This is a genomic window from uncultured Shewanella sp. (assembly GCF_947495455.1).
Classification (GTDB): Bacteria; Pseudomonadota; Gammaproteobacteria; order Enterobacterales; family Shewanellaceae; genus Shewanella.
This window is the reverse complement of sequence record NZ_CANLZC010000113.1, coordinates 1-18453: the sequence shown is the minus strand read 5'-3', so window position 1 is coordinate 18453 and position 18453 is coordinate 1. Positions and strand designations below refer to the sequence as shown.

At 40.2% G+C, this 18453-nt stretch carries 18 protein-coding genes; 8 read left to right on the top strand and 10 right to left on the bottom strand.

From position 1 onward, the window contains the following. Positions 1-257 precede the first annotated feature (257 nt). The 4 genes from Q0791_RS21120 to Q0791_RS21105 all read left to right on the top strand — a co-directional run bounded on the left by Q0791_RS21120 (position 258) and on the right by Q0791_RS21105 (position 5662). The gene (locus tag Q0791_RS21120) at positions 258-2624 is read left to right on the top strand and encodes a dual specificity protein phosphatase family protein (RefSeq protein WP_299010915.1); all 2367 of its coding nucleotides are present in this window, start codon (positions 258-260) and stop codon (positions 2622-2624) included. Positions 2625-2791: 167 nt separating this feature from the next. Further along, positions 2792-3220, top strand: a complete 429-nt coding sequence (locus Q0791_RS21115; RefSeq protein WP_299010912.1) for a hypothetical protein — start codon at positions 2792-2794, stop codon at positions 3218-3220. A 925-nt stretch (positions 3221-4145) separates the two neighbouring features. Continuing rightward, entirely contained in the window at positions 4146-5393 is a 1248-nt protein-coding gene (locus tag Q0791_RS21110) for a jacalin-like lectin (protein ID WP_299010909.1), read from the top strand. 53 nt (positions 5394-5446) lie between these two features. After that, positions 5447-5662, top strand: coding sequence for a hypothetical protein (locus Q0791_RS21105; RefSeq protein ID WP_299010906.1), 216 nt, complete (start codon positions 5447-5449; stop codon positions 5660-5662). Between the two features lie 101 nt (positions 5663-5763). On the opposite strand, the gene Q0791_RS21100 is transcribed toward Q0791_RS21105, so the two are convergent. Next, on the bottom strand, positions 5764-6294 hold the full coding sequence (locus Q0791_RS21100; protein WP_299010903.1) for a DUF1440 domain-containing protein: 531 nt from the start codon (positions 6292-6294) through the stop codon (positions 5764-5766). Positions 6295-6732: 438 nt separating this feature from the next. Here Q0791_RS21100 and Q0791_RS21095 point away from each other — a divergent pair, with 438 nt between their 5' ends. The 4 genes from Q0791_RS21095 to Q0791_RS21080 all read left to right on the top strand — a co-directional run bounded on the left by Q0791_RS21095 (position 6733) and on the right by Q0791_RS21080 (position 8285). Beyond that, the gene (locus Q0791_RS21095; RefSeq protein ID WP_299010901.1) at positions 6733-7269 is read left to right on the top strand and encodes a hypothetical protein; all 537 of its coding nucleotides are present in this window, start codon (positions 6733-6735) and stop codon (positions 7267-7269) included. 77 nt (positions 7270-7346) lie between these two features. After that, positions 7347-7784 (top strand): hypothetical protein, encoded by a 438-nt coding sequence (locus Q0791_RS21090; protein WP_299010899.1) that lies wholly within the window; start codon positions 7347-7349, stop codon positions 7782-7784. Positions 7785-7788: 4 nt separating this feature from the next. After that, on the top strand, positions 7789-8034 hold the full coding sequence (locus tag Q0791_RS21085; protein WP_299010896.1) for a hypothetical protein: 246 nt from the start codon (positions 7789-7791) through the stop codon (positions 8032-8034). Positions 8035-8117: 83 nt separating this feature from the next. After that, positions 8118-8285, top strand: coding sequence for a hypothetical protein (locus tag Q0791_RS21080; protein ID WP_299010893.1), 168 nt, complete (start codon positions 8118-8120; stop codon positions 8283-8285). On the opposite strand, the gene Q0791_RS21075 is transcribed toward Q0791_RS21080, so the two are convergent. The 9 genes from Q0791_RS21075 to Q0791_RS21035 all read right to left on the bottom strand — a co-directional run bounded on the left by Q0791_RS21075 (position 8260) and on the right by Q0791_RS21035 (position 18109). Continuing rightward, positions 8260-8949: a hypothetical protein gene (locus tag Q0791_RS21075; protein ID WP_299010890.1), complete on the bottom strand. Its 690-nt coding sequence runs from the start codon at positions 8947-8949 to the stop codon at positions 8260-8262. The two genes, Q0791_RS21080 and Q0791_RS21075, sit on opposite strands and share 26 nt — an antisense overlap. Positions 8950-8987: 38 nt before the next feature. Continuing rightward, entirely contained in the window at positions 8988-9722 is a 735-nt protein-coding gene (locus Q0791_RS21070) for a hypothetical protein (protein WP_299010887.1), read from the bottom strand. 294 nt (positions 9723-10016) lie between these two features. Further along, positions 10017-10526 (bottom strand): 4-amino-4-deoxy-L-arabinose-phosphoundecaprenol flippase subunit ArnF, encoded by a 510-nt coding sequence (gene arnF, locus Q0791_RS21065; RefSeq protein WP_299010885.1) that lies wholly within the window; start codon positions 10524-10526, stop codon positions 10017-10019. Further along, positions 10523-10876, bottom strand: a complete 354-nt coding sequence (locus Q0791_RS21060; RefSeq protein ID WP_299010882.1) for an EamA family transporter — start codon at positions 10874-10876, stop codon at positions 10523-10525. The genes arnF and Q0791_RS21060 overlap by 4 nt, the downstream gene beginning before the upstream one ends. Then, the gene (gene arnT, locus Q0791_RS21055; RefSeq protein ID WP_299010879.1) at positions 10873-12558 is read right to left on the bottom strand and encodes a lipid IV(A) 4-amino-4-deoxy-L-arabinosyltransferase; all 1686 of its coding nucleotides are present in this window, start codon (positions 12556-12558) and stop codon (positions 10873-10875) included. Before arnT ends, Q0791_RS21060 begins: the two co-directional genes overlap by 4 nt. 250 nt (positions 12559-12808) lie before the next feature. Next, a complete protein-coding gene (gene arnD, locus Q0791_RS21050; RefSeq protein WP_299010876.1) occupies positions 12809-13732 on the bottom strand; it encodes a 4-deoxy-4-formamido-L-arabinose-phosphoundecaprenol deformylase in 924 nt (307 codons plus the stop codon). A 10-nt stretch (positions 13733-13742) separates the two neighbouring features. Continuing rightward, the gene (arnA, locus tag Q0791_RS21045; protein ID WP_299010873.1) at positions 13743-15791 is read right to left on the bottom strand and encodes a bifunctional UDP-4-amino-4-deoxy-L-arabinose formyltransferase/UDP-glucuronic acid oxidase ArnA; all 2049 of its coding nucleotides are present in this window, start codon (positions 15789-15791) and stop codon (positions 13743-13745) included. A 142-nt stretch (positions 15792-15933) separates the two neighbouring features. Next, entirely contained in the window at positions 15934-16944 is a 1011-nt protein-coding gene (locus tag Q0791_RS21040; protein WP_299010870.1) for a glycosyltransferase, read from the bottom strand. Next, positions 16934-18109, bottom strand: a complete 1176-nt coding sequence (locus Q0791_RS21035; protein WP_299010868.1) for an aminotransferase class I/II-fold pyridoxal phosphate-dependent enzyme — start codon at positions 18107-18109, stop codon at positions 16934-16936. The genes Q0791_RS21040 and Q0791_RS21035 overlap by 11 nt, the downstream gene beginning before the upstream one ends. Positions 18110-18453: the final 344 nt, after the last annotated feature.

Here is an 18453-nt window from a genome sequence, read left to right as displayed (position 1 = left end):
TTACGTGTTTTCATTTCAATCTCCAGTTAAATCAATTATGTCTTAACTGGGTTAGTCGTATCAATTAAACCACGTCATAGAGCGAGTCATTGGTTTTAGTAAAACATGGCAACAGGCATTATCCACTCCAGCGCTGAATCCGCTTTCCTCTGATTATATTGCATCTTTATCTCGTTCAATTTAGTTGGTAAAGGGCAATACATTTCAAGTTACCTAATTCCTTTTCCTTATCATGGTTACTACTTAAGGCAACAGCTATGTTTTCACATGTTCAACAATCTAATTCCTCACAGCACATTACTACGGATAATGTGTCGACGCCGACATTAGGCAGGATAAATGGCCACACAGTTAGCGCCCTGCCAGCGCGACACTCAAACGATGACACTGCAAGTCAATGGCAACAGTTGCGTGATGATGCGAGTCATAACACGCTTCCTTTAGCAAAACTGACCTTGTCGACCAACGACGTCACAGTCAAGAATATGGATGCAGAGCTGAATAACTGGATTGCCAATATTCCTCATGCCAAAGGGGAAGCATTAATTAATCGTTATTTTACTTTTCTTGAGAAATGTCTGGTTGCTGCAGGATTTGAAGAAATCGATGAAAAGCTATGGCGTTTATTAGAAACCCAGAGTGAAGATGATCTTAGGCTGTTACTTGATAAAGTGAAAACGCCACCAAAAGAGATCACTTATGGGGGCAAGGGTGCCCATAAATATTTTGTTGAGGCACTTGAAACGCTTATTCAGACGAAAGTTAAAGCGAATATAGAGTTACAAGTTAATGACTTTATTGATACATTAAATACTCGCTCTACGGACGACATCATTTGTGACTATCAATCCTTAATGGCTAAGTGTGCTCAGTCTGATAAAGGGATAACAACTAAGGAAGTGGCTGAGCAATTGATACAAGGTTTGGTTAAGCAGCCTTTGCCTTTATTAGATAAAATCCAAGTTGCGCTGACTCATGTTGCGTTGACTCAAATGAATGACGCTCAATCCTTTGTGGCTATAGTCGATAAGGCACATAGCGAAAGAGAGACACTGGAACGTGAGTTTAATGCAAGGCTAACCGCTTGTTTTACTCCTTGTGTTAAAACGAGTTTAAGCGAACTATGGCTGGATTTTCAGCATGTTTTTTGTTTAGCGGATGACAACAGCGAATTAAAAAAACAAGCCCTCTTCCAACGTCTTAATGATACCTTGCGCCCAATTGAACCTAAAGCGGCACTTCGATTGGCCAGTCAGATCCGCAAGCTGGATATGTCCCAGTTTACTGACAAGCAACAAGAGGCGTTTGCGGCGATCAAACACCAGGTGTTCATCAATGGGTTTACTCATTCTCAACAAGTGATCAATGTAGTCAAAGAGTTGAATCAAAATGCGGCACAGCAAAGTCAAGTTCAATCAGGCTTAACCCAGTTACCGACCTTATTAAAAGGGATGAACGGGGTTGGTTTGACAAATATTGAGCAGGATTTACAGCAAATTTTAACGTTAGTATTACAGGCGTCGCCAATCACCCAGCCAGAATTGAAGCGCATGCAAACCTATTTAACCGAGCTTATTGCACAGCCATCGATGAAGGACACCGCGCCATTACAAGCCTTATTGTCTGGCATTGAGTTAAAGTTAACTGAATACTCAGTGCCAGTAAAAAAACTTACCTTGGCAATTAATCAACAACTGACACAATTACCAGCACATTTTACTGGCGATTTGGCTGATACATTAGCGCAGTTAAAACAATTAGCAAGCAATATCGATGTGTTAAAGAAAATCGTGCCAGAACCTCAGCTGGATCTAAGTTTAAGCCAGGCTTTAAAGACGGCAATAAGTCAATTGACTCAAGCGAAAGCTGAGCAGCTTAGTGCGAATTTGTATCGAGAAAAAGTCAGTACAACGGCTTCCAGTGAGTATAAAGAGTATCTAACGGTTTTATTTAATGCCGTGAGTCAACAAGAGCAGCAATTGCGCCTGAACGCTGCTGTATCAGCGGCTAATGTGTTGCCCTTAGATCTTGATCGTAATATGGATGAACACACGAGATATAAATTTAATGCCCATGTTGCGCCTGGTCATCGGCTTGTATCGACTCGTCGACCTAAAGAGGATGCAGTCGAATATGCTCAATTGATGAAAAACCTTGGAGTGTCTGTGTTGATCTCCGTAGCAGAGAAGGCTTCTGCTCAGTTAACGAGTGAGTTGACTCGACACGGGATCGCCCATGTTAATCAATCAAAATTACATATACAGGACTTTTTTAAGGAAGGCAGTTTACCTAAGCAGCAATTGTCGCTGATTGTTGAAACCATTAAAGAATATGAAAATAAAGGCCAACATGTGGCTATTCATTGTGGTGGTGGGGATGGTCGTTCTGGGCTCGTTAAAGCAGCGTATGTATTGAGCCAATTGCCCGCACCGACGAAGCAGCCTGCACTCACTAGCTTTATTGATACTCATTATAATCATGAAGATGTTATCACTGCTAGCTCAGAGGCAGTGAGTAATGCGATCATTCGAGTGCGAGCACAAGGACATGAAAAAGCACTGGAGCGCCCAGAAGATGTGAAAGCATTGGAGGATTATTATACCTCAAGGATTGTCAAGGGATAAGCAATCGACAATGATGACCTTGTAATGACATTATTTCAGTCTCATTGTGATCTCTCAGATTGAGATGAGACTGATTATTTATTGATTGGCTTTTATAAAAAGAGTCAGCAGTTTGGAAGCTTATTCTGCTGTTGTTGAATGAGTGGTTAGCCTTATAAGGGAATGAAGTGGATCCTACAAAACTGGTCTTTTTTAAGTTAGTGGCTCAAAAAATCGAATTGCCCGCATTTGAAACTTGGGTGTACACAGAATCAAAGCTAGAAGAAACATTGACCTCTGATGATTATCTTGCTCTCATCTCCATCAATTACACAACACCGAGTGCTCTGTACGAAGCGAAAAAAATACTGTCTCTTTATTTTTCAATGGGTCAGTATTACGAGTGGTACCTTCGCAATATATTGCAAAAAATAGTGAATAGGCCAAGTGATGTTCAGCAATATATCAGGCAGTGTTACGAGCTATATTGTGATGGTTTTGATTTTATGGACAATCTAGGTATGGGCTATGGCCTCAGTGCAACTTGCCCTGATTATTACAATGAAACAGTCGATGATTATTACCCTCAAATATTAGGGGCTGTTGATCTTTCATGATTAAATTATGTCCGAGATAAACGTGTTTTAATCGCGGCGAGAGGGGTGACGCCTAGTCATTCTAAGCGAATGCCTCTCAACAAAGAGGAAAACACGTTTAGCCGGATCCTACGGACTGCGCTTGTCGCTCCTTTCTACGGCGTTATCGCTTACTTATGGAGAATGACTACACTGCATAAGCTCTGCCTTGTATAAAGAAGCGACAAACTGCAGCAGAAATAATCAGCAAAGATCAACAGACCCTAGTCGAAGTTGAAAAAGTCCTTGATTGGTTGAATAGCGGTAAAACTGTCGTGACTTGCCATAGAGGTGGCCATAGCGGCGAGTATCAAGGGATTGAATATGAGGATCATCGTAGTCCAGAAGAAAAACTTCCTATAGGTTACACAATGCAAAAATAAATGGTGGCAATTCTTGCTGAAATATCTTCGACAGCAATCCTCGACAGCATGTAAATTTTTATTTATTTACTTTATATCTACCTTTAATTTGTTTTTTAAATGACCTTCATATTTTAATTAATGTGTGTTTTTTGTTTTTATTTGGTTTTTTATTGTTTCCTGGTGGTTGGCTTATTGTTTATTTTATGATGTTTTTTTGTTGTGCTCTTATTTTATTTTGAATTCAATCTGTATTTCATAGGATTTATTTTTAGTTTTTAGTGCTATTAATTTGATTATTTGTAAAATTAAAATCTATAAAGTTGCGATTTATTATTTATTTTGATTATTGGTTTTGGAGTGTGTGTTTTTTTTAAGGGGTAGTGTTATTTATTGTTTCCGTTGAATTAATTTTATGAGTAGTTATATTTGTACTTGATTCTGACAGTAACCTTTATGTTATGTAAATTGGTGTTTTAAATATCAGAATTGTTAACAAAGAATAAATAAATATAACAAAAATAATAAATTTTAGGGGATAAATTATGAACAAAAAAATGACGCTCAGCTTGTTAAGTCTGTCACTACTGGCTTTTAGTCAATCAGCTTTATCAGCCAATGCGCAAGACTATTTGGCTAGAGAGGTGAGTAGCTGGACTCATGGCACGGACTATAAAAACAATTATAGTACGCTTAATCACTCTCAAGCTATTCCGGGCAATAAAATTAGTTCTATTACTGTGTATGACGATGGTTGGTATATCAAGGGAATGAAAATTACCTATGAAAAAGGGGGATCGGGTAGCTTTGGTAAAACCAGTGGTGACAAAAGAGTCATTAGCTTAGCTGAGGATGAATACATTACCAGTGGTAGCTTTTGGAAGTCTTCTGCGAAAACATCTAGCAGGAGCATGAAACGTATCACTGCGATGAAGTTTTACACTAATACTGGTAATAGTTACGGTTTTGGTCAATATGGGTCAAAGAGTAAAAAATATAATTGGACCGTTGAGGATGGCCGAGGGGTGTTGGGTTTTCATGGTACCTACAATGATAACAAAATTAACAGCATTGGTATTATTACAGATAGAATATTGGATTTAGAAATTCAAGATATCTCTTTTGATTATAATAACGTTAATCTAAATGGACCTATACAGTCATACAGTGGTACTTTCTTGCTCGATGCAAATGAGCTTCCTCTTGCGCAAAATACCCCTGTGATATTGAAGTATACTCGAACTGAAAGCTCATCCGATAGCTTTATCAACACCGCTGGGATCACGGAAGAAATGAATATTGGTATTGATATAGAAGCTAAAGCCGCAAAATTTGCCGACGTGACGGCCAACTTTGGTTATCATCATAATATTACCACTGTGCATGAAAGTGTTGTCGCAGGTTCAAATTTTGAACAATATACGACTTCTCTACAAATCGATGCGACATTGACAAACCCTGCTCGGTTCGTTGCGGGCATTAAAACACAGGTTTATGTCAGAAGTGCTGAATTTCCTTATACTATTACCTATAAAAATAAGGCCGATGATGTCGTATTTGACGTTCAAGGTACAATAGAACATCAATATGAATTGAGTGCCTTCACTAGACGTATTCATGCGGGTGTAGTCGATGATAATGGGACGTGTATTATCTATGATCGCTACGCTAATAATGATGATATTCAAGCTTATATTGGATCAGAATGCGTTTTGGAAAGTGATTATATCGCTCAAAATGGTGCTTTGCCTGTTGTGTCAGATACCGCTTCTATTGTGGTGACAGAAAAGTAACGTGATTGACTCGCTTTAATATCAATAAAAATTAAAAATTAAAGGATAAGAATATGAAAAAAACAATATTGCTGTTGAGTACGATATTACTGTCTGGGTATGCTGCGGCGAATGATACGCCATCAATGCTGGATGTATTAGGGGCTGAGTCAGCAACAGAGAGGGTTAAGGGGTTCACGCAAGTTGATGGTCAGTATTATGACAAGGATGGCTATCTTTTATCAGATGAAGAAGTGGCTTTTCTTAAAGAAAATGGGCTATTGGATTAAGCAATAAAAGTGACGATATCAAGCCTGATTCATAAGTGAATCAGGCTTGTTTATTCCCCTAATTTTGTTCTGCTCTATTGCGACGGGTTCTGTGTATCGGCTTATGTTTGAGAGCGGGTAAGGGATTTAGGAGCGGTTTTTTTCTCTCGTATGGCAATGCGAACCAGTTCGATGGCCCACATCCATAGTCCATGACCTAGAAATTCCGATATGATCTCTTGCGTAGGAAGTTGCCACATATGTGGTGCCCAGCCCCCTAGAGGTAGCACAAGGCCATGAAACAACAAGGTGATCACAATGGAAAAAGCGATGCCTTGCCAGAGTTTGACTTGTGGGAAAACTTCAACCATAACGCAATATAACATGGCAAAGACAATGGAAAAGCCATGATGCACGCCTGCCACTCCCCAATTGATCATATGTTCAGAAAATTGATAGATCATTTGACTGACTTGAAGACCAAAGTCTTGCAGCATATCAAAAGGCGGGATCCCTCTATCGGGCGTTCTGGGAGGAAATGGGTTTTCTGTGCCCCATTTTACGAAGCTGGCTAGATTGCCTCCTAGAAAACCTGCCCACAGTGCTAAACCAAAGCGTCGTTGTTCATTGGGTGTTTTTGTGATTAATGACATAAAATAGATTAAAGTGCGTAAAATATTCGCTTATTATAATTAATTTTACGTATTAAAAGTCTTTTATATTGAAAATTATTGTCAATTTTTAAGTTAAAAATCAACGTAAAAGGTATTTAAATTGTTTTTATGTATGTTGTTTTGTAATTTTTAATCTTGTTATGTTTTTTATGTGTATTGAGTGATTTTTATTTGCGATGCCTTTGATGATGAAATGTTTATGTGTTGGAGTTCTATCTTGTCACTTATGTCTTCGTCACTTATTTATCAGCCACTCTATCAGCCACTCTATCAGTAACTAATGTTAAACTATTGTGTAAATGTGATTTTTAATGGTAATCTTCTGATTCATAAAAGAGAAAGATATGAGTGGGCACTTCATAAAGGCTATAGATCGAAGCTTAGGCCGATATCGATATCAAATAATAAGGTTAAAAAATGAAAATGATTAAATTAGCGCTATTGTTTTGGGGAGGATTACTCAGTTTACTTTCAGTCGCATCGGCGCAGGATCAGAATCCTATGGCAAGGTTACTTCCACAGTATATCTCGTGGGCACAGGAGATTGATCGGCAAGGCTTACAAAAAGGGATGCCATTAAGTAAGGCTAACCTAGAGTTAGCTGCAGATATTGGCATTCAGTTTCCTGAAAAGGTGAGGGTCGTTTATGTTGACTCCGTTCCGTATCCTTATGAAGATCCAGCACTTAAAGCAATGGGTGAGTCTCTTGGTTTGATTGGTGAGGGGATCTCCAACAACGCACAAGTTTTTGGCTATTCAATATACGTACGAAAAGGATACAAACTTGACAGACCCAGAATGGCTCATGAACTTGTTCACGTTTTACAGGTTGAAAGATCAAGCTTTTCTGAAGTCGTCGTTCAGCATATCAGGGATCTCGCTAACTATGACTATAGATCAGCACCTCTGGAGGTTGAAGCCTTCAAAGCGAATAAGAAGTATGCCATTAAGTAGCATTTCTTTAAGACGTTTCGTCTAACCAAGGAATAAATAATCAGAAAAATAAAGGGGCATTGAAAAGGAATCGTCTATTGAAAGCGGTATTTGTGCCAGTTATGGCTTCTATTTTGACGGCCATTATTTTGTGGTTGGTAGGTTTTATCAGTCATGTTTTCGGTGAGTTAACGGTGCCAATAGGGGCTGTGGTTGCCTTTGATGCGAAACAATGTCCTAAAGGTTGGCAAAGGTTTAAACCGGCTTATGGGCAGTTTATTCGTGGCATTGATTATTCTGGTACGAATATTGAACCTGATGGAGAGCGGGCACCTGCTTCATGGCAAGGGGATGCAATAAAAAGTCATACACACATGCAAAGGTATGCCGATGTGAAAGGGCATTTCAGTCCCAATGGATATGATTATGTGCCACATGTGACAAAAACGGGCAAAATGGGTGTGGAGACAAGCCCTTTTGGAGGCAGTGAAACTCGCCCTAAGAATATTGCGTTATTATATTGCGTGAAAAAATGAAGCAATGGAAGGTTTTGTGGGCGTGAGTTACCGTCCATTAATGGTGTCGACACAAGTGGTGAATGGCACTAATTATCGTTTCGAATGTGAAGCGAAAATTGTTTCCCCTGATGCATCGATTGAACAGGCATTAATTGAAATCTATCAGCCTCTAGATGAAATGTCCACTCAGGTGGTTGCTGGAATGAACTATCGATTTATTTGTGAGGCAAAAGTGGTGGCGCCAAAAGCGGAACCTTGTCATGATTGAAATTTTTAGGCCGTTAAAAGGTGAGCCGATTATTACCAATATTCATACTATTGCTTAATAAAATGTTGGATATTGGATAATCAATGAGTGTGAAAGATGAAAGTGCTTATGGCCCTTATGACCCTTATGATCATAGTGGAAATAGTGGAATAAGCACTTTTTTATTCTCAACTTATTTTCAAATTGAGTTAACCTTGACTCGCCATATCTTGTATCAAAAAGCAATTAATTCAATTGATGAGCATTTTTAAAAGCTTGTAGCATGGCCATAAGTTCAACGCATTCAGGTGAGTCTGTGTTGACACTGTTTAATGCTTCAATAGCATTATTAATTTTTTCTGTTGCTTCAAATGCTTGCCCAATATTTAATAGGTACTGAGCGGCATGAAAGTTCAGTACGGGGTTATTGAGTGCTTGAGTCATATTCTGGTAATACTGAGTGGTTGTCGCAATATCACCTTGTGCTTCTAATGCTCTGCCATGTTGAAGATAAGCACGAATATCTTCCGGTTTTATGAGCTCCAATAGACTATAGATTGCAATGGCATCGTGAAATGTTTGCTGTTGCGTCAGTTGCTCACCAATGGCTAATATAAGTTCATAATCGTCATTATTGACTTTGGCATTGGGGATTTCTCTTTGTTCTAGTGTCTGAGGTGAATGATTAAAGGCACGCAGTATTGGTAAGAAAATGCGTTGGATTTGCTCTTGACTGAGAAAAGTTTGACACAATTTTATGCTGTGATCTAACCGAGTTTGGGTTTGCAGCATAAAGTCGGTCATTTTTTGCTGCAGTTGGGCTTTAATGTGTACCGTATTTTTATAGGGCTGATGAGCTTGCTCTTCTGCTGCCATTTTTTCAATACTGAGTGCGACAAGTTTATCAAAAGTGTCGTTTAACGGGACTTTATTCATGGTTATTTTAACTTATGGCTAAATTGATTAACACTAGATCAAGCATGGATGATCGCTGTGCTGGCTTGATCCGTTTGTCCTTTTAAGGCACTGCTAAATTCATTGGCGTTGCTGACGATTTTGTCCATGCCTGTTTCAAGTTCTTGTAGACATTGCCATAAGCAGAGACCCGCGCCGATACCAGCCATGACTAAAGGCAAGTAAGCGACATAAGGGCTGGCAGCGAGCGCCCACTCAGAGACGACGGGCAGTGTCGTGGTGATATATCCAGCTACTGTGTCACCGATATGTGGTTTGAGTAATGGAATAATAATACCTTGGTAATCATTGAGTATCATAGTGATAGCGGCAACGCTGGGAATTTTTGTAAGCAGAGTAGGGAGTTGACCAACGAGAAAGGTGGACAGTGGGTTGTTTTTCTTTGTTTCATGGCTAAAAATACCTGAAATTGAGGTATCAAAGCCCGTTGTCCATTGTTGTGCAGTTGGGATCATAGATAACGCAGCGGTGGATACTGGGTTTAATATTCCTAATTTATAGGGGACGCTCGCCAGTGCACCTGTAGCAATGATAGATAGCGCTAATTTACCTGTAGAGGCGACTTCTCCTGCTACATTGCCTAGCAGTTTAGTTCCCGCCCAACAGGCTTGATTCAATGGGCTGTTTGCATGAGTCAGTGTTTTTGTTTCAATTTTTTCTTGTGGTGCAATATCGTTAATTGACTTTCCTGTAACAATAGCGGCAGACGCTGCTGATAGTCCAAAATCTGACATAGGTTTTCTCTTTTATTGATTGAGTTTATTCTTAATGGTAAATACCCTGTATTATGAATAGGCAGGCTTTGCTGCCATTAATGCAGTGATATTATTTAACTTCCTTATTTTATTCTTATTTTATTCTTGTTTTTGAACTTAAAATATTGGACTTTTGTGGCTTATACTTAATGATGAGGATATTAGTGGCTTTTTAATTTCAGTTTTTAAAAAAGGGGGGATGTTGAGTTAGGTTAATCGTTTATATTGCATAAACTTTTGTTTAAATAAGGATCATGCCTTAATTGTCATTCTCTATTGAGTATTGTGTGCCATTCCCTTGGGCGCCATTAAATAAAGTCCTATAAGAATACATATAATACCGAGCAGTTTGATGCCGCTGAATGTTTCGTTTAATCCAGGTAGGCTGATGGCGGCAAAATAAACCAGAATATAACTTAGGCTTAATAGCGGGTAGGCGAGGGATAAAGGCAGCTGCTTGAGAGCGACAATCCAACAAATCATGGATAAGGCGTAACAAAGTAATCCTGTGATAATGAAAAGCAATGGAATAAAAGCTAATAGAAACAATGGCTTATTTGGGGCTATGACGACGGTAAACTTAAGTTCAAACAGTGAGCTTTGCTGCCAAAACGAGGCTAGCTCAGGTAGAAAAAGAGTGAGCTGCATGACGCCCCATTTCATGCTGATCTGTGCGATTGTTATCAGCACAACGCTGCAAAGTGCCATGGTTATCGGCCAGTTTATTCTACTGAAAAGTGGAAAAGGTAAAGTGTTTTGCTGCATGGGCTGATCGTTTCTCATTTGAACCCTCCGCTAAGCATAATGATCCCAATGATAATCAAGCCACAGCCTAAGCACTGTTTTTGGGAGATAGGTTCATTAAAGGTAAAATGAGATAGAATCAATATTGCGACAAAATTGATACTCAGTCTCGGATAAGCTTGAGAGACATCCCAAAAGTGCAATACAAACAACCAACTGAAAGCGGCAAGCCCTAAGAATAACAGGCTTAATATGATAGGTAGAGATAAGATTTTTTGCAGCCTAGTTAATTGAGGCTGGGCGACAAATAATATGGCGGCCTTTTTTTGCCAGTACTGGCTATAGGTGCTAGCACAAACAGATAAAATAAAGAAACTCCATGCTATCATAATGTGTTTCGCTGATTGTAAATAAACAATTGATAACGGCCCTTTTTAATGATGTTATCCGCTGTAGGTAATCCTTTAGGTCGTGTTCTTGAGCGGCTAAAAAAAGCGATGGGTTGGTTTTGTTGGCGCTCCGTAATAAAGCGGGTTAAGGCTTTAGGATGAATATATCTATTCTTAGCATCATCATAGTTAAGACCATATTTGAGCTCACCTTTTGAATGAGACAAATACACATCGTGACGTTTAAAATACCAGTTATAGGCAGACATGGTACCTGGGTTATCTGCGATCAATAAGGTTTGCCTGTCAATGAAAGGTTCTATCTGCTTCATAAATTGAGCAGGCATTTTTGAATGGGTGCTGACATCGGGAATGATGGCCCAGGCGAGCATAAACATACCTAAAGGCATGGCCATATAACAGCTAATTTTACTGTCAAGGCGTTGGGCTTTTATGGCAAGGAGGGCCAATATTGCCCAATAGAAGCAGACTAAGGCTAATAGCCAAGGGCGGTGGTATTCATCGGCATTGACAGGTAAGACTCCTGCGTAATAGAGCACTAAAATGACAATTGGAATTAAGGCTAAGGTCATGGCATTGGCTATGGATCCGAGATAAATTCCTCGAGTATTTTTCTCAATGGCATGAATGAGGCCAAAACTGAGTAAAATGGCTAATGGGGGCATGCAAGGGAGAATATAAGTGACAATTTTGCCATTGGAGGTTGAAAAAAAGAGGAATGGCAATAGGGCCCATAGTAATGCATAGCGAATGAGAGGTTGTTTCCATTGGTGGGAAAGATGTTTAAAGGCACTAGGAGCGAGGAATAACCAAGGTAGAGTAGCAAGTAATAAGTAGGGTAAATAATACCAAAAAGGAGCATGGTGCTGCGCTTTTTCAGTAGCAAAGCGCTGAATATGTTCAATCCAAAAAAAGTAATGCCAGAAATCAGGCTCTGCACGGTGAATGGCCAGTGCCCATGGCAAAGTGCATAAGGTTGCGACTAAGATGACCCAGATCCCCCAGCCGATAATCTGCTTCAATTTCTGTTGCCAGATCATAAAAGGGATCACGACAATAACCGGAAGGGCGAGTGCAATAAAGCCTTTAGTGAGTAAGGCAAAAGAGCAAAAAACGCCAGCAAGAGAATAAGCGGTTAAGCGTGTTGAGGTTGTCAAGCTTTGTGAAGCAAAGTAAAAACTGCAAAAAGCGGCTGTGAGCCAAAAATTAAGCATGCTATCGACTAAACTATAGGTACCTAAGTTAGTGACAAGAAAGAGGCTTAAAAAAACAGCTACTGTGACTAAGGCCTGACTTTTAGTGTAAAAATGCCTGACTAATAAAAATAAACACAGTGCCGTGCCTAATGTACTCAATGCCGATGCAGCGCGAACAGAGAAGTTATTCTCGCCAAAAAGCAGTTGTGAAGTCGCATTCATCCAGTGCCCCATAATGGGTTTTTCGAAATAACGAATATTATTAAACCTAGGTACAACCCAATCTCCACTTTGTACCATTTCTCGTGCGATTTCAGCATGCCTAAGTTCATCTGGTGACCACAGATCCCTTAATCCCAATGGTAATAAATACAATAAAACGAAAAACAGTGGAATGGTGACGGCTAAGTTTATTTTGGGAGAGCTCAGGCTAATATCACCGAACATCTGTGGGTTTTGCATCATAATTCATTACTCACTATTAAGATAAAATCACTCCACCGAATATCAGTGGGTTTGCATCACTACTCACATTACTCATTATTAAGATAAAATCACTCCACCGAATACCAGTGAATTTTGCATCACTATTCACTACTCACATTACTCATTATTAAGATAAAATCACTCCACTGAATACCAGTGGGTTTTGCATCACTATTCACTACTCACATTACTTACTATTAAGATTAAATCACAAATACAGTTCGTCTTTTTATGTTTGGTTTGATGCCAAAGATTGCAGGCTTGAACCTTGCCAACTTAACCAACCTTCACGTCCGGGAATAAACTGGTTTTTAATCGTATCAATGGGCCATTGTTCTGGCGGTTTATTCAATAAATGAAACAGGGGAACAAATTGCAGCTGATGAGCTTGAGCTTTTTGAAGCAAGTCTTCAAATAAATTAATCAGAGCAATACCTTCCACTTCGGCATGTATGGTATATACATTGAGTTGATGCGGTTTAATGCGTTTGATGATTTCATCGTTATAATTATGTGGCGTTATGCCTGCTTGGCCTATAAGCTCATCATAAGTGGGTAGTGTGACTGGGATCTGCGGGGCCATGCCTTTTTCAGGGCTAAAAATAGAGTGTCCTCGACAGTCACTGTTATAATGAAAATCAAAGCGTTGCTTTTGTGTTAATGTGGATGCAGTGCAGCGCCAGCCTGGCACAGCACTGCAGCGAATTTGATGGTTAGTGAGTGTTGAGAGGAGTTGATAACCTTTATTAATTTCATCAAAGAGCTCATCAGGGCTCATAGTATCAGTATGGCATTGCCATTTATGATGGTCCCAAGCATGTAGTCCAATTTCATGTTGGGCTTGATGGGTTTTTTGAATGATAGAACCCAGCTTTTGACCAATAATGGGGCCGGGCCATAATGTGCCTTTTAGTAAAATGTCCCAGCCATAAAGGCTGGCAGCCTTAGAGCGTAACATTTTTTTGAGAAATTGAGGTTTAAGCAGACGCCAAATATGACGCCCCATATTGTCAGGTCCTACGGTAAAAAAAAAGGAAGCAAATACACCGTATTGGGCCAGCAGTGTTAATAATGCGGGCACGCCCAAGCGGGTGCCTCTATAGGTATCCACATCAATACGTAGACCGACTTTAACTGGGGCTTGTTTTAGCATATGGCGATGATCACTCCGTCCCTGTGACTAATGTAAATTTTGCATCTTGATCTGAACGTCGAATAATTTCAGGCATCCAGGCTTGTTCTTCCACAGCGAATTTTAAGAAAAAATCTAAAGTTTTTTCAATGGTTTGCTCTATTTTTATATGGGGTTCCCAATTCAGTAGTTTTTTGGCATTGTGAATACTGGGTCGCCTGTGCTGAACATCTTGATAGCCGTCACCATAAAAAGATTGGCTTTCCACTAAATTGTAGCCAGCAAAAGGAGGAAATTGCTGGCGAAGTGGGTGTTGCTCAAATTTATCCACTAAGATTTCGGCCATTTGCTTGATACTGGCTTCATTTTCAGGGGAACCAATATTAATAATCTGCCCATTACAGGCCGCATCTTTGTTTTCAATAATTTTAAATAAGGCTTCGATGGCGTCAGAAATATCAGTAAAGCAGCGTTTTTGTTCGCCGCCGTCGATGAGTTTAATGGGCGTGCCTTCCACTAAATTTAAAATCAATTGAGTGATGGCGCGGCTGGAACCAATACGAGCTGAGTCCAAACTGTCTAATTTGGGGCCCATCCAATTAAAGGGTCTAAAAAGCGTAAATGATAACTTATTCTGTTTACCGTAAGCCCAAATGATCCTATCAAGCAGCTGTTTTGATGCTGAATAAATCCAGCGTTGCCGATTAATGGGACCTGTGACTAATGATGAAGTATCCTCATTAAACTCTTCATCGCTACACATGCCATAAACTTCAGATGTCGATGGGAAAATAATGCGTTTATTGTATTTCACACAGGCGCGAACGATTTTGAGGTTTTCTTCAAAATCCAGTTCAAATACTCGCAGAGGATTACGGGTATATTCGATAGGTGTTGCAATGGCCACTAAAGGTAAAACAATGTCACATTTTTTGATGTGATATTCAATCCATTCACTGTGTATGGTGATATCACCTTCGACAAAATGAAAATCAGGATCCCCTAGATATTGTTGTATCTGGCTTGAACTCATATCCATGGCATAAATTTCATATTGGCCATCATCGAGTAAGCGTTTGGTGAGGTGATTTCCAATAAAGCCATTGGCGCCCATGATAAGGACTTTCTTTCGTTTTTTGGCTGATAACATCGCACTGGCTTGGGGACCAAATCGCATACCTTTGACTAAATGCAGATCATTGACCAGCTGCTCACCATTAAGGTATAACCCACTTTCAGCCTGACCCGCTTCAATGATGAGGGCGCCTTGATGGCAGGCGACAGTGAGGGGGGCGGTATTGATAATGGTACCCGGTGAGGCCTCTGTCGAAGTCGTAATGGGTCTGGCTTGCCAAATAATGACTTTGTGATCACCTAAAAAAGAAAATGCACCGGGAAAGGGGTCGGTCACTGCGCGAATCAGGTTAAACAAACGAATAGGTGATTCGCTCCATTTTATTTCGCCATCGGCGGGCGTTCTTCGCCCATAATAACTGGCTTGGCTATGATCTTGTGGCGTTAATGTATGCGTGTTTTGTTTTATTTTAGGCAAGATCTCTCTTAATAACTCACTGCTCAATTGTGTCATTCTATGATGTAAGCTTGCTGCGGTATCACTGTGGGTGATGGGCAGGGAAGCGGCTGCGACAATATCGCCTTCATCGGGTTTATTCGTCATGGCATGTAATGTCACACCCGTTTGTGTTTCGCCATTAATGAGTGCCCAGTTAATGGGCGCGCGTCCACGATAGTGTGGCAGCAATGAACCATGAAGATTAAACCCACCTTGAGGGGGGATATCGAGAATATCTTGACTGAGTATTTGCCTGTAATAAAAGGAGAATAGGCAGTCCGGTGACAGTTGACGAAGCCGTTCTATCCACAATGGATGGTTGACATCATTTGGTGCGAATACAGGAATATTAAAACTGGCTGCGAGTTTTGCGACGGAACCAAAGAAAACATGTTCATTAGGATCATCTAAATGAGTAAAAACGGCTAAAATTTCGATGCCCGCTTCATGTAAACTTTGAATCGCGGCGCAACCGATATTATGGTAAGCAAATACAACGGCTTTCATATTGCATCCTTATATAAAAGTGAAGCCACCCAATAACTTGTGACGGTCAATGTCACTAGGCGGATGAATTATATGGTTAATATTTGACTTCGTTTATATTTTGTTTCTTCGGCTTGGTTTTCGTCTCAGAATAGAATTTTCATCATGGGGTTTGTTTTATGGGTATCACCGTTTGACTTTGTTCCCTCATTTGTTGGCTTGCCTCGCCAATAAGGATATTCTGTACATAATATCGTGGCCGCGCTCGTACATCGGAATAAATACGGCCTATGTACTCGCCCAATAACCCTAAACCGATAAATTGTGCGCCAATAAAAATAAAGAGAATGGAAAATAAAGGGAAAATGCCATCGACGCCCCATTCACTGCCATAGATAAAACGTAAAAAGAATAAGCCGAATCCAAATAGGACGCCTATGGAGGCAATGCCACCGTCAATGAGACTTAATAGTCGCAATGGTGCGGTTGTCATACTAGTGAGTAGATCAAACATTAAATTAATCAGGCCCATCAAGTCATATTTTGAATCACCTTGACTACGTTCATTATGAGCAACTTCAATTTCAGCGGTGCGGCGAGCAAAGCCATTGGCAAGTATAGGAATAAAAGTACTTCTTTCATGGCATGCCAGCATGGCTTGCACCACGTGATGACGATAGGCTCTTAACATGCAGCCGTAATCATTCATTTCAACACCCGTAGAGCGTTTAACGATGTGATTGATGATTTTAGAGGGAAAGCGTCGCAGTATACTGTCTTGTCTGTTTTTCCTAATGGTGCCGACGGCATCAAAGCCTTCTTCTGCTTTGGCGATTAATTTGGGGATTTCTTCTGGTGGGTTTTGTAGATCGGCATCTAAAGTAATAATTAAATCACCACGAACATGTTCAAAGCCAGCCATAATCGCATTGTGTTGACCATAATTACGATTAAGCATAATACCGACAATATGACTGTGAGGTGCCGATGAGGCGGCTTCAATCAGTTCGACGCTATTATCTTGGCTGCCATCATCGATCAGGAGCATTTCATATTGTCTATTTGACTTGCTCATTGTTGCGGTTGTGCGACGAATGAGCTCTGGTAAACACGCTTGTTCATTGTAAACAGGAATAACAATGGAGATGAATTTAATCGCTTGATTATGCTTCATGGTGTTGCTCCGAGATCTGAATGATGGTACTGATCACCCGGTTAACATCTTCAGGGGTCATGTCAGGGAAAAGGGGTAATGAGCAGATTTGTTCACTGTTTATAATGGTGTTAGGTAATCTCTCCTCAATATCGTTTAGGGAATCTTGGTATAACTTTTGATAATAGTGTTGGCTGTGACACGCCTTAAAGTGGATACCTGCGCCTATATTATGGTTTTTGAGTGCTTCAATGAAATCATCTCTATTGAGGCCGAAAGTTTGAGGATCGATACGAATAATAAAAAGGTGCCAGCAATGAACATGGGAGTAATGAGGTACATTTAAAGGCGTGATCCCTGCGATAGATTGCAGCTTATTTTGATATAATTTGGCGAGTTGTTGACGTTTTTGAGTAATACTGCCAATACGTTGTAGCTGCCCAATGGCTAACACGGCACAGAGATCCGGCATATTGTATTTAAAACCGGGCTCGATAACTTCTGCTTGTGGACGCCGTCCTTGGTGCTGTCTGTCAAAAGCATCGACGCCTAAACCATGAAATCGTAAACGGCGAATGCGTTCGGCAAGGGCTTTATCTTGGGTGGTGAATATGCCACCTTCTGCAGTGGTAATGTTTTTGATAGCGTGTAAGGAGAAAATACAATGTCCGGTTTGGCCTATGGGCCGATCTTTATAGTATGTGCCTAAGGCATGGGCAGCATCTTCAAGAATGGGAATGTTATAGCGTGTTGATAATGCATAAAGCGCATCAAGATCTAGAGGCGCCCCTGCATAATGCACGGGAATAATGAGCTTAGTCTTTGAAGTAATGAGTGAACCTATTCGCTCGGCATCGGTCATTAAGGTATGGGGATCCACATCGACAAAAACGGGTTTGGCGCCGAGTAAAGTGATCATATTAATCGTGGATACCCAAGTTAACGACGGGGTGATCACTTCATCTCCAGGGCCTATTCCTAATGCCAATAAGGCTAAGTGCATGCCTGCTGTGGCGCTGCTCAGTGTGATGGCATAGGCTGCGCCTATGTGTTGGGTGATCAAGGTTTCTAATGCATGACTTTGTTGGCCTGTTGTTATCCAGCCACTTTGAAGCACTTTAATCACTGCATTCATATCATTGTCATTCAGAGCGGGTCGGCACAATGGTAGAAATTCTTTATTCATAAACATCCTAATTCATAAACATCTTATCAATTGACTCGAATAAGCGTATTTCCATTGTGGTCTGTCAACGTTCCTTGTTCAGTGCTTGTCTTTTTTCTTATAACGTTAGGTTTTTAATATTGTGTATCAATGTTATTATTTATAACATCATAAAAACCTTTTGGTAACATATTTTTTCTAACAAGGATGTGATTTGATGGTGACAATCACTCACCATTCACAGCAGAGCAGGGTGTTATAGGAATAGAAAACAGTGTTTTTATCTATGTATACCCGTGACTGAGGGATCCCCACTTTTCTGGCTCATAAACAATGAATACTGATTGTGAAGTGAGCCAAGTTAT